The 12,633-nt window shown below is 38.0% G+C and carries 9 protein-coding genes and 3 pseudogenes; 6 read left to right on the top strand and 6 right to left on the bottom strand.

Annotation, left to right across the window (positions count from 1 at the left end):
- Nucleotides 1-6: 6 nt before the first annotated feature.
- A pseudogene (locus AC0VZ4_RS08945) lies at nt 7-1,215 on the bottom strand (M28 family peptidase); the annotation flags it as partial.
- Between the two features lie 71 nt (nt 1,216-1,286).
- Between AC0VZ4_RS08945 and AC0VZ4_RS08940 the strand changes: the two are divergent.
- Nucleotides 1,287-2,405 carry an ISAs1 family transposase gene (locus AC0VZ4_RS08940; RefSeq protein ID WP_007378406.1) on the top strand — a complete coding sequence of 373 codons (1,119 nt, stop codon included), beginning with the start codon at nt 1,287-1,289 and terminating at the stop codon, nt 2,403-2,405.
- A gap of 12 nt (nt 2,406-2,417) precedes the next feature.
- Here AC0VZ4_RS08940 and AC0VZ4_RS08935 read toward each other — a convergent pair.
- Both AC0VZ4_RS08935 and AC0VZ4_RS08930 read right to left on the bottom strand, forming a co-directional pair.
- Nucleotides 2,418-2,633: pseudogene (locus AC0VZ4_RS08935) on the bottom strand (peptidase M28); the annotation flags it as partial.
- A 172-nt stretch (nt 2,634-2,805) separates the two neighbouring features.
- Nucleotides 2,806-3,219: a hypothetical protein gene (locus tag AC0VZ4_RS08930; RefSeq protein WP_475441499.1), complete on the bottom strand. Its 414-nt coding sequence runs from the start codon at nt 3,217-3,219 to the stop codon at nt 2,806-2,808.
- Nucleotides 3,220-3,366: 147 nt separating this feature from the next.
- Between AC0VZ4_RS08930 and AC0VZ4_RS08925 the strand changes: the two genes are divergently transcribed.
- Nucleotides 3,367-4,164 carry a class I SAM-dependent methyltransferase gene (locus tag AC0VZ4_RS08925; RefSeq protein ID WP_475441498.1) on the top strand — a complete coding sequence of 266 codons (798 nt, stop codon included), beginning with the start codon at nt 3,367-3,369 and terminating at the stop codon, nt 4,162-4,164.
- A 6-nt stretch (nt 4,165-4,170) separates the two neighbouring features.
- On the opposite strand, the gene AC0VZ4_RS08920 is transcribed toward AC0VZ4_RS08925, so the two are convergent.
- Complete coding sequence (locus AC0VZ4_RS08920) at nt 4,171-4,575, bottom strand: GFA family protein (protein ID WP_007375699.1); 405 nt, start codon at nt 4,573-4,575, stop codon at nt 4,171-4,173.
- Nucleotides 4,576-4,793: 218 nt separating this feature from the next.
- On the opposite strand from AC0VZ4_RS08920, the pseudogene AC0VZ4_RS08915 reads away from it, so the two are divergent.
- From AC0VZ4_RS08915 to AC0VZ4_RS08900, 4 genes and pseudogenes are all read left to right on the top strand, one after another.
- A pseudogene (locus AC0VZ4_RS08915) lies at nt 4,794-5,630 on the top strand (hypothetical protein).
- 97 nt (nt 5,631-5,727) lie between these two features.
- On the top strand, nt 5,728-7,575 hold the full coding sequence (locus tag AC0VZ4_RS08910; RefSeq protein ID WP_475441497.1) for an ABC transporter ATP-binding protein: 1,848 nt from the start codon (nt 5,728-5,730) through the stop codon (nt 7,573-7,575).
- Nucleotides 7,576-8,347: 772 nt separating this feature from the next.
- Nucleotides 8,348-9,220 (top strand): LamG domain-containing protein, encoded by an 873-nt coding sequence (locus tag AC0VZ4_RS08905; RefSeq protein WP_198402992.1) that lies wholly within the window; start codon nt 8,348-8,350, stop codon nt 9,218-9,220.
- A 786-nt stretch (nt 9,221-10,006) separates the two neighbouring features.
- Nucleotides 10,007-10,768 (top strand): IS5 family transposase, encoded by a 762-nt coding sequence (locus AC0VZ4_RS08900; RefSeq protein ID WP_475439680.1) that lies wholly within the window; start codon nt 10,007-10,009, stop codon nt 10,766-10,768.
- A 27-nt stretch (nt 10,769-10,795) separates the two neighbouring features.
- On the opposite strand, the gene AC0VZ4_RS08895 is transcribed toward AC0VZ4_RS08900, so the two are convergent.
- Both AC0VZ4_RS08895 and tnpC read right to left on the bottom strand, forming a co-directional pair.
- Entirely contained in the window at nt 10,796-11,170 is a 375-nt protein-coding gene (locus AC0VZ4_RS08895) for a hypothetical protein (protein WP_475441496.1), read from the bottom strand.
- 17 nt (nt 11,171-11,187) lie between these two features.
- A complete protein-coding gene (tnpC, locus tag AC0VZ4_RS08890) occupies nt 11,188-12,627 on the bottom strand; it encodes an IS66 family transposase (RefSeq protein WP_475440309.1) in 1,440 nt (479 codons plus the stop codon).
- Nucleotides 12,628-12,633 lie beyond the last annotated feature (6 nt).

Below are 12,633 nucleotides of genomic sequence, written 5' to 3'. Positions count from 1 at the left end.
AAACTACTATTTTATATTGTGATCAAACGAACCGACATCACCCGGAAACACTACTGGCGACTCAACACCGTCTCTACTAACAGAGGCTACACCAAAGTAATAATTATCAATCACTACATTTTTAAGTGTGTACTGTGAAACCCTGCCAACGTACTTGCTAAACTGCCATTGCGGCTCGCTTGTATAGCGCCAATAAATTTTGTAACCCGCAATATTTTCATAACTGCTTTGTTGCCATGAAAACGACGTATCAGCTGTAACTGCTCCTGTTATTTTAACTTCTTTTGGCGGTGCAGGTGCCCAGGCCATTGATGCCATCGTTACCGCATTAAGTGAAGTTAACTTGGCCGTATAGTCAAAATCAACGCCTTCAATAGTATCGCCATACTCAACCCCATTTTCGGTGCGTAAATCTTGATGCTGGCGATCGTAATGCTCGTTAGTTTCCATAATACGCACTGCGGCAAAACCTGCATCGTTAAATGGACGATGATGTCCACCACGGCCAAACCTATCTAATCGATATACAAGCATTGTATCTAAATTAGGAATGTATCTATCCGCAATAGTATCTATGTAGCGCGCTAAATTACGACTAGCAGAATCAACTTCACCACCTGTAAAGCGCCGAGTATTAGCGTGCTCTTTTGTTTCTACAACACGGGTACCTTCTGAAAATATACGTGCAGTTGTATTATCGGTTACCCCATTAATACCGGTAATATTGCCAATCATATCGTTGTTTAAAACGCCATGAACTTGCCAGTCATGCTTTTGCGCGTAAGCCGTTAATATTTTCCCACCAAACAAACCTTGCTCTTCGCCCGAAAGCGCCGCGTAAACTACCGAGCCATTAAATTTGTATTTACTTAAAACACGAGCAGCTTCTATTACACCTGCCACGCCTGATGCGTTATCATTTGCCCCAGGTGAATCACTCGTAAAGTCCATAACATCACTTACACGAGAATCTATGTCACCCGACATCATCACCATGCGATTAGGCTCGCTCGACCCGCGTTGAATGGCCACTATATTAACCACTTCAACAGGATTAGGAATGCGTTTCTCGCCCGATATAGTGTCCTTTACTTCAATAATTTCTAGGCAACCGCCACACTGTGCGGATATTTTTTCAAATTCTTTTTTTATCCAGCGCCTAGCCGCACCAATGCCTCGAGTATCCGATTTAGTTTCTGAAAGCGTATGGCGAGTCAGGGCAAGATCACGAACTTTACCTTGACTTAAAAGTATGATCTTATACTCCTTTTTTAAGGAGCATCCCCATGTCTAACATTCAGCTATTTAAATATTTCGAATCAATCGACGACCCTCGCCAACAAGGTAAAGTTGTTCATAAACTATTTGATATCATATTCTTAGCTGTTAGCGCTGTTGTTTCAGGCTGTCAGGGCTGGGAAGAGATTGAAGATTTTGGTCATGATAGACTAGATTGGCTCAGAAAATATGTTCTTCTTGAACAAGGGATCCCTCGCCATGACACAATTGCTCGTGTAATGAGCCGTATTGACATGACGCAATTCCAAGATTCCTTTTCTTCTTGGATGAAAGCCTGCTCCAAATTAACTCAAGGCGGTGTAGTTGCTATTGACGGTAAACGATTGAAAGGTTCATTTAATCAGTCAGATAGACGCGATGCGCTTTATATGATCAGTGCATTTGCATGCGAAAATGGTGTTGTTTTGGCACAATGCCCTGTTGATAAAAAGTCGAATGAAATAAAAGCGTTGCCAGAGCTGCTTGAATTATTAGAGATAAAAGGCTGCTTAGTAACGATTGACGCTATGGGGTGTCAAAAATCAATTGCAAAAAAAATAGTTGGTAAAGAAGCCGATTACTTACTTGCGGTAAAAGCAAACCATAAAAGGCTACTGTCACAAATAGAAGATGTGTTATTACCTGAGGTAGCACGACAAGCATCTGATGGGCTCTTGTTTAACGAAGCCGATTATCAAAAAAATAGAGAAGAATTTAGGTGCTGTGCAGTGAGCCATAACGTGAGCGGTTTATCAGAAACGATACACTGGGAAGGTGTAAAAACAGTGGGTGTTATTGTTTCTTATAGAAAAGAAAAAGGTAAATTAAGCAATGAGTTATGCTATAGATACTATATTAGTTCAGCGAATTTAACAGCGGAAGAACTCGCGAGAGGAGCACGACAACATTGGCAAATAGAAAATGGATTACATTGGCGTTTAGATGTAGGATTTAAAGAAGATGAGTGTCGAATTAGGCGCGAAGGTGCAGCACCTGTATTTGCGGGGCTGAGACACATCGCATTTAATCAGCTAAAAGCAGAAAAAAGTTTTAGTAAAGGCATGCCCGCAAAACAGAAAAAAGCTATGCGCAGTACAGCCTACCTTGAAAAGGTACTGAACGCATAGACTTTTTTCATGCTCTTGCCCTGTATGGCGAGTACCGAAATCCACCAGCGTTTGAATGTCACTACCAATACGTTCGGCTGATACTTTAGCTGCTATATCATGTAACTTTTGTTGGTCGGTATATTGAAGTTGTGTTTTCCCATGTGCTGATAGTGCAAGTGTGCAGGCGCCTGCAATTGCAGTAAATTTAAGTAACGTTGTTGTGATTTTCAAAGGTGTTTTAAGCATTTATTAGCTCCTAATTATTATAGTGTAACCATTACTTAACTAAGATTTTATGGCAATACATTTGAGGTAGATGTAGAAAGGAGCACGCTAAAGCGCATTTACAAGAGGTTACGCGGATAGTAAAAGCTATTTAATTCCAATAGATACTGGGCCAAAACTGATTATGTATACTTTAATGAGTGGTTTTAATACCAAATTCTTTTAAAAACGCCTTATGTCCTCCTAAGCTTGCAAGCACACCAGCAGAAAACATAAATATTAATACAAATGCTAAACAGCTCAAAAAATCAGAATTATTTGCAGGATTAATATAGTAGTTAAGTAAAAAACCACTTAATACACCTATAAAAGCAATTTTGTTAAATAAAAAGTAACTTGGGATCTCAAATGCCCAAACAGAGGTATTATTTACAAACTGCCTATATCCATACGTAATAAAAGCCAGCATACCAATAATACTAATTACAAAAGTAGATACTGTCGTTAATACACTCATATTTTTATAAATAAACGCATGTCCTAATTGTAAAGAATAAATAAATACTGCAAACCATACTAAAACAGCTGGCCCTAAAATTAATCCCATTTTCAATCCTTGAATAATACTTAAGCAGTTAATTGCCAATACACTATTATAGTAATAAGTAAAATTACATATGTTCTGCACAATAATCTATTTAAAAATTTATTTTTCGTGGCACACTATGAACGTGTTTATAAAAAAGTTTAAGTTATGCGTCAGCTAAAAAACGATACCATTGAAGCAAACCAAATCAAATCAGAACAAACTGATTTTGGCCCTATAACTGTATTTCAAAATCAACAGTATCGTTGGCTAACACTTGCACAAAAAAAAGATGAAGATATTACTATTCAAGGTGTTATGTGCCTTGTGCATCCAGAACAAGTAATCGTCCCTGTAAATCAATGCATGTTGCTCTTTTTACTTAAACCTGTAAATACACTAAACATATTAAATTTAGGCTTAGGAACCGCAGGGTTTGAGCGAATCATGTATCACCTGCAAAACCATACGCCTTACATAAATATCATTAATACATTTAGTACAATCGAAATAAACCCAAATATAGCCTCTATTGCAACGCAATTATTTAACCTACCAAGTAACCACAATATCCACTTACAATGCGCTGAGCAGTATATTTCAAAATGCACAGCTAACTTTAACGTAATTACTATTGATCTTTTTAGTGGTGAACATCATCAGCCTTTTTTAACCAGTGACAGCTTTTGGCAAAACATAAATCGCTGTAGTGAGCCAAATACTCAAGTAATCGTTAATTTAAACCCGCAAACAGGTCAAGAATTACAAGCCCTTTTGGTACTGATAAGGCAACATTTTAAATGCTTGGCGCTAATAGAGTTTAATGAATATAAAAATATAGTATTGATATTGTGCCAACATACGTTGATGCATATTAACGTTGATGAAATACAAAACTCACCTGTGTTTAAAAATTTTGCGCCAAACCTTTATAAAAGTATTAACAGCATTTACCACATTGAATAAAACGTCTTACCGCCCAGGTTCATGTTTTTCATAGCACGGTAAGCTTGTTTCTAACAGCTCCCAGTTAGCCTTAGATGTAACAAAGTTATGCGACAATACTTGTTCAGTAATATCGCTATCAAATATACCTAGACGAATTCGTATTCTGCTTTTGTCATCTGCATTACTACTATAAACAGGAGAGCCACAACATTTACAAAAATAGCGCGTACGCCCTGCTTTAAAACTATATTCACTGAGTCGTTCTTGCCCTTTCGTTATTGTAAAGTCATCTGTATTTACAAAGCCATTAGTTGCAAATGCAGTCCCGCTATTTTTTCTACATAGTGAACAATGGCAATGAATAATGCTGGTTATACTACCCAATACTTCAACACTTACTTCACCGCACAAACACGAACCCGTATACATAAAACGTCCTAATAATTTAATTAATTTCAACTCAGCTAAAATTCGCTGAGCTGATTGAATACAATGACAATATTACATTTTTCAAGCTCTATCAAACCATAACTAATGTTTTAATGATTGACATAAAAAAGTTAAATTGGTTATATGACTTTCAATAAAAACTATAGCCAAAATTTAAATTGGTTAACCAAATATCAATAATATTACGAGAGCCAATTATGTCTTCTAAACACATTTTATTTCTTTGCTTATTCAGCACGCTATCAGCATGTTCAAACATTCAAGAAAACACATCGAGCGATTGGCTGCTTATTGATGACTTTGAACATTCACTTAGCAAGTGGCAAAGTGTTGATACTCAAAATGAAACCAAACCACAAGTTAAAAATCCACAAATAACAGTTATACAACCAGAACAAGCAAACTCATCAATAAATCATTATTTACTAAAAAAGCCTGCGGCAGAAGGCATTGTAGGAAATCGTAAAGCGCTTTCTTATACAAAGCTTCCACAAGCGGTTGAAGTTGGTCAAACCTACACATTTTATATACGTATAAACGTCGCTGCGTTTCCCAATAATCAGGCTTTTGGGCTGAGTAATCTTACTCCGGAGTTAATTAATAAACATGCGTACGATGCGTTTGAGCCAACACTTCGCGTAACCGATAAAACAGAATCAAACGGGTTTGTAAACGATGGTGCATTAATTGTTAAAACCGACAGCGGGTATAGCAATATTCAAAACTACACTAGTAAGCAATCAGCCAAGCCTCTGCAAACAAATACCTGATACGACGTATGGTACGTTGTTAATAATTCAGCAGTCTCAGAGCAAGGTCAACAATACGATGTTTATGTAAAAGGCGGTGAATTTAACAATCAAACACTGGTATATAAAAATGCACAATTTAGAATGAAGCGCGAACAACCGCTTATATACTTTTTAGCAAACTGTAATACAGGCCCAATTAAAAAGCCTTACGGAAATGGTGATCTCAGATATGACGATTTATACATGAGCGAAGGAATAAATCTAAGTAACCCAACGCAATAAATAAGAATAATACTCATAATTAATGACCTACAAACCTGCATTTAAAAATACTTAAATGGTATGATACTCGCCATTATTTGCCATTTAAGTTTTTAAAATGTATCGATTATTTGAAAAAATGACAAAAGCATTTCCTGAGGACCAATCCACTCAGCCGCCTTCTACTTTATTTGCTTTTTGTCGCCACTACACCAAAGGAATGGAGCTGTCGCTACTACTTATGTCAATCAGTGCGGCCATGCTTGCTATTTTAGAGGTTTCTTTATTTAGCTACATGGGCCAACTTGTCGATTGGTTAACGGCCTATACACCCGAGACTTTGTTTGTAGAGCAAAAGTCAGAACTTATAAAAATGGCCGTAATGCTGTTAGTTGTGCTGCCCGTTGTTGTATTTTTTCACTCTGCTATTTTGCACCAAGCCCTATTGGGTAATTATCCTATGTCAATTCGCTGGTTAGCACATCGTTATTTACTGCGCCAAAGTGTTAGCTTTTATCAAAATGAATTTGCAGGAAGAATAGCCACTAAAGTACTGCAAACTTCTTTAGCCATTCGCGAAACAGTGACTAAACTACTCGATGTATTAATGTATATCGTCGTTTATTTTGGCTCTATGGTATTTTTAGTTGCCGAAGCCGATTGGCGCTTAATGATCCCGTTACTGGTTTGGTTAGCTTTATACATCTGCGTGCAGCTTTATTTTGTACCGCGCCTTAAAAAAATTGCCAGCTCACAAGCCGATGCGCGCTCAGAAATGACTGGTCGTATTGTTGATAGCTACACTAATATTTCTACCATTAAATTGTTTTCGTATACCCAACGTGAAGAGCAATACGCAAAACAAAGCATGGATGTATTTTTACAGCCCGTGTACAAGCAAATGCGCTTAGTAACCAGCTTAAACTTTGTTATTCAAAGCTTAAATTACCTATTAGTATTTTCGGTTGCCGCTGTATCACTTTATTTATGGTCGCTTAGCGCAATTAGCGCCGGAGCTATTGCAGTTGCTGTTAGCTTAGCGCTTAGATTAAACGGTATGGCGCAGTGGATCATGTGGGAAATAAGCAGCTTATTTGAAAACATTGGCACCGTAGCCGATGGTATGAAAACACTGTCAAACCCTATCGAAGTTGCCGATAAAGCAAACGCCGATACACTTCACGTAAGCCAAGGCGCCATTGAGTTTAACAACGTACACTTTAACTACGGTAAAGCTGCAAACGAAACTAATCGAAGCCCAGTAATGGACGGTTTAAACTTAAACATTAAACCTGGCGAAAAAATTGGTTTAGTCGGTCGCTCTGGCGCAGGTAAATCAACGCTTGTTAACTTGTTGCTGCGCTTTTACGATACTGACTCAGGAACAATAAAAATTGATGGGCAAAACATCACAGACGTAAGCCAAGAAAGCCTACGCCGATATATAGCCATGGTAACGCAAGATACCTCCTTGCTACATCGCTCAGTAAAAGACAATATTTTGTACGGTCGCCCCGATGCAACCCACGATGAAATGCTCAACGCGACCAAACAAGCTAAGGCACTTGAGTTTATAAACGACTTAGTTGACAGCAAAGGCAATAAAGGCTTTGATGCACAAGTGGGCGAACGCGGTGTTACTCTTTCGGGCGGTCAGCGCCAGCGAATTGCTATTGCACGAGTGCTACTTAAAAATGCACCAATACTTATACTAGACGAAGCCACAAGCGCACTCGACTCAGAAGTAGAAGCCGCAATTCAGGCAAGTCTTGATGATTTAATGACAGGCAAAACAGTTATTGCCATAGCGCACAGGCTATCAACCATTGCACAAATGGATAGATTAATTGTACTCGATGATGGCGGCGTGGTTGAACAAGGCACTCACGAGGAACTAATCGCTAAAGGCGGAATTTACGCTGCACTTTGGACTCACCAAACTGGCGGATTTATAGGAGTAGATTGATCATATAAGACCCTAGATATTAGCCTTTATTTTGATGCAACTAAAAACATAAAAGCGAAGCTGCTTACAAGGCTCTTCGCTTTAAATGTAAATTTTTTGTTTCATGAAACATTTGTCTAAATATTAGTGTCGTTCACTGCTTTGTAAAACGTTCATTCACTTCATACTTCTAATTGTTAAAATATTAATAACTCAACGTCCCTAGCATAGCTCTTTACTATAGATTTAAATAAAAATTGTAAAAATAAAAACAAATTATTTTTCAATTTATACATCAAGTTATAAAAAAAATCCAACCTTGCTTCATTTAAAATATTTCTCTAGTTCCAATATTAGGTATTTATTAGCAGTAGTAATATCTCTATTTTGATAAAAGTTAAACTGATTGATACAGAGAAAAAACATCTCGCCCAAGCAAAAACACAATGTTAACAGGTGCGATTAAATTACTAACAAAATAAATATTTAATTATCTATTGTTAACAATGTGTAATTATGTAAACATTAAACAGTTGCTTTGGTGTTACTTTAAAATCAGTACAACAAAGTTACATTACACACTATTTCACTTTTATTAAAACGTATCCATGTCGGTGTGCTTATGCTGGTATTTTCATAAGCTTGAGTTTGAATATGGATACAAATAATAGAAGGTACACACAAAAGAGATTGTTTCATCTAGGGCCTGTTTATCTTTCGATGATTAAATTCACTAAAGTTACTCGCACTAGTTAAAGAAGCATATCTACATTAATTTGCATGGAGATTTTATATGAATATATTAAAACTACTATCCTGTTCTACTTGCGCAATACTCTGCACAGCAACACATTCTGCAGATTGGGACGCATATAGTATTCCGGCTTCTGCTGGATCAGGTAAAACATGGCAATTACAAACTGTTTCCGACCAATTTAACTACCAAGCCGGTACTTCAAATAAACCGGCAGCATTTACCAATCGTTGGAATGCTTCGTATATTAATGCTTGGCTTGGGCCTGGTGATACTGAATTCAGTTCAGGTCATTCCTACACTACTGGTGGTGCGTTAGGCCTTCAGGCAACTGAAAAAGCAGGAACAAATAAAGTGCTTTCGGGAATTGTTTCTTCAAAAGCAACTTTTACATACCCACTTTATCTTGAGGCAATGGTAAAACCGAGTAATAACACTATGGCTAATGCCGTATGGATGCTGAGCTCTGATTCAACTCAAGAAATTGATGCAATGGAGTCCTACGGCAGTGATCGTGTAGGGCAAGAGTGGTTTGACCAACGTATGCACGTAAGTCACCATGTTTTTATACGTGAGCCATTTCAAGATTACCAACCAAAAGACGCAGGCGCATGGGTATACAATAGCGGTGAAACATACCGAAATAAATTTCGTCGCTACGGTGTACATTGGAAGGACGCATGGAACCTAGATTACTATATTGATGGTGTATTAGTTCGCAGCGTTTCGGGTCCGAATATAATTGATCCTGAAGGCTATACAGGCGGCACAGGGCTAAATAAACCAATGCACATCATTTTAGATATGGAACATCAGCCTTGGCGTGATGTAAAACCGAATTCAACCGAGCTAGCTGATTCAAACAAAAGTATATTTTGGATTGATTGGGTACGTGTTTACAAAGCAAACTAAGTCATTCTAAAATATTTGTAATACTAGGTTTTATTACTTCTCGTTATACGACACGGAGTAATAAAATTTAAGCTCCCCAAAACTACTTAATGCGGCTATTAAAGCCGCATTGAGTATAATTAATCTGAACTCTGGATAGTAAATCTATCTCGAGCAGCTATTGACGCGTGAATTCGCCTTATTTTCACTGAAAACCTCAGGCTAGAGAAAATAAATTTAAATATCTTTATAATTCAATATATTAGTAAGTATCTTGACCAAAGTTCAGATTAATTAATCTCAAAAAATAAATACATCACCACCCCTCTATTTAATTAAAAATAAAAATCGGCATCTACTATTATCTTCATAAAAATAAATTTGTTCATAAATACTTTGTCGGCTTAATAATTAAGCTAACAAGCTTTATGTTGCTAGCAGCGCTTGCTGATCTTTGAGGATTAAATTTGTTCAACTCAGGGGGAATTTAATTGCAGCGCGAGATTTGTAATCTAGTGGGCTCGGTAACTGCTGCTGCGTCCTACTCACTCCTTACCTCCTACCTATAACAGGCAACGATGAAAGAAACCGTGGGCAGCGCGTGTGTTCTTTATGTATAGTAGTCACCTATTGGGGAATAGCCACACTACATAGGCTCTGCCTTGCCTAAATACCAAACGCACTGCTGTAAATTTAACCTCAAAAGATAAGCAGGCGCTAGGGCGTGTTGATCTTTGCGGTATAAAAAACAAACAGCATAAGGATAAGGTATAATTGAATTCGCTAAAAAACATTACACGAACCCTCATGCCAAGATTAATGTTAACAGACGCGACATGGAATGTCTTATCAAAAGTAATGCACTTAAGTGGTCGAATTTATAATAAGCCTGAGCATAGAAAAACGCTCGAAGGCATACTCTATAGGATGCGTACCGGTATTCCTTGGCGAGATTTACCGTCTTATTTCGGCTCGTGGAGTGCTATTTATAGACGATTTAATTTATGGTCCAAAAAAGATATTTTGAATGAATTATTTCGAGTGTTATCCCACTATGCTGATATGGATTGGATCTTTATTGATGGCAGTATTGTCAGGGCTCACCAGCATAGTTGCGGTGCAAGAACCGCTGACAATGAATCAATCGGTAAGAGTCGAGGTGGTAATTCGACTAAAATTCATCTTGCAGTAGATAGCGGAGGATTGCCTGTTTATTATGAATTATCCTGTGGAAATACGCATGATATCGTCCATGCAGAGTCACTTGTAGCCAATTGCCCAACGAGTAATGTTGTTGTCGCAGATAAAGGCTACGATAGTGAAAAACTAAGAGAGTTTATTCGTGACAATAGCGCTACACCCGTTATTCCACGCAAGGATAACAGTTTAGTGGGTAATGAAGATATTGACTGGTGCATGTACAAATATAGGCACTTAGTTGAGAATGCCTTTGGTCGGATCAAACAATATAGAGGGATAGCCACACGGTATGAAAAGCTTGAGCGGAATTATCATTCCATGCTCGCTTTAGCATTCACTATGATGTGGCTACCAATATGGGCTGATTAATATATATACTACAAAGATCAACAGCCCCTAGTGTTTATCAGCGTTATAAAATTTTATTTTCGCTTGATCTATTTCACTCGATGACAATCTTAATGTTTCGTATAATAATTCAAAATCAAAATCATCTTGTCCGTAAACAAATTTTAATATTGATTCTATTAATAACATTCGCTCATCTTGATCCGATATATCATTAGCAAGCTCTGTAGCAAAAGGTAAATCACGTTCAATAGATTTTTCGCCAACAATACGTTTTGCGTAACTAGCTTCATTACTCGGCATTAATGACTTCAGCCAATCACGTGCCATATCAGGATCATTTTCAATTAAACGAGAGCCAATATTGCTCATTACCCATTTTTTAGCAGAAACTGGCAGTGTGGGCGCTAAATCAATCAACATACCTAATTTATTAGTAACTATTCAGCCACATTTTCAATAAATATATCAGGTAACTGATTTTTGAAGAGTAATTCAAGGGCTAGGCTTGCTGATACACGCTGTTTTCTGCAAGTCGAGAGGTAGCTTCTGATTAAACAAAACATCTCTGCACCTTGCATGCTTCTGAAGCACCCAGATATCTTTTGATGAACCTTGGTCATCCTAATATCATTCTCACCTTGGTTGTTGCTAAAAGGCACCGCTGTTTCCGTCATGAACCGTAAGACATCATCTTGATAATCTCTTAACCGCTCTAACAACGCTCTAGACTTTGTTCGTTTCAATCTGCCTCGCTGGCCTTTTACTCGGCTGTTTCTATCCGGTGGAGGGCATTTAATGTCACCTTGAGCCAATATTTGTTGATATTTCTCTATATAGTGAGCTTTTGTGTCTGCATCTAGCTCGGGGTTATCTATTTGATGTTTATTGATTTCAGTCAGTAGGGTTTGCAAATCCTTTGCCCATTGCATACCGTCTTGCTCCCATGCCCTTTCTAACTCTCGGATATGATGTGCATTACACAAGGCATGTTGGCACTGTGTATATTGATAATACGGTTTCCAGTGGTCGTGGCATAGTACCCCAGTAAAGTGAGGTAAAATATCGGCGTCATCCATCGCTATTTTCCCTCTTTTCTCATGCGGGTAAAAATACGTCCACCACGTCGTTGATGCACCATGAAGCCATCGTCGTTTACCACCTATATTAATCCCCGTTTCATCAACGTGTAAGGCTTGATAAGTCGTTTTCAGGGCTTTCTTGAGCGCGGCTTCTGCGCCGGAGGACTTTACCAAGGCCGCTGCTTGTTCATTAAAGTTAAATAAACTACCCGCACTGATTGGAATACCGAGTTGATCACAAAAATATTCTTCAATGCGGTTGTAAGGGAGTAATTGATATTGGGATAGGTAAACTGCATGGGCTTTTACACCAACCCCATATTGAATAGGACTGTTAACGTCTTCTGGAAATTCACCAATAAAACGCTTACCTTGCTCATTTTCCAGAATTTGTGCTTGGTATTCAGTGACCACTTTCCTGATATCTATATCGACAACCTGTCGTTTTTGAAAGCCAATTTCACGGTAGTGACCTTTCGGTAAAAAATCACGTTCAACTAGGATGATTTTGATCTCATCAGGCGTCTGTGTTTGGGTTAGTGTTTTACCTGCACGGCCTTTTTGACCACCCGCTGACTTGGCTGATTTCTCTTTGTTTTGTTTTTTTCGGTTGATGTCTTTTGATGGCGGGATACTGCTATTGTTACTGTTAAGTCCTAATTTACTTGCTAACATAACAACGACAACCAGAATGAGTTCAATAGACATCTTCAGCGCAGGCGTGAGAGTTTTACCTTCTTGTAATTGAGCTTTGGTTTTCTCAACGATTTCGTCGATGTTGATGCTGTTTAAATTCATTGAAGC

The organism is Pseudoalteromonas sp. QJM3NY_22, assembly GCF_056173065.1.
The sequence above is the reverse complement of the archived record's forward strand: the minus strand, read 5'-3'. Positions and strand labels throughout refer to the sequence as shown.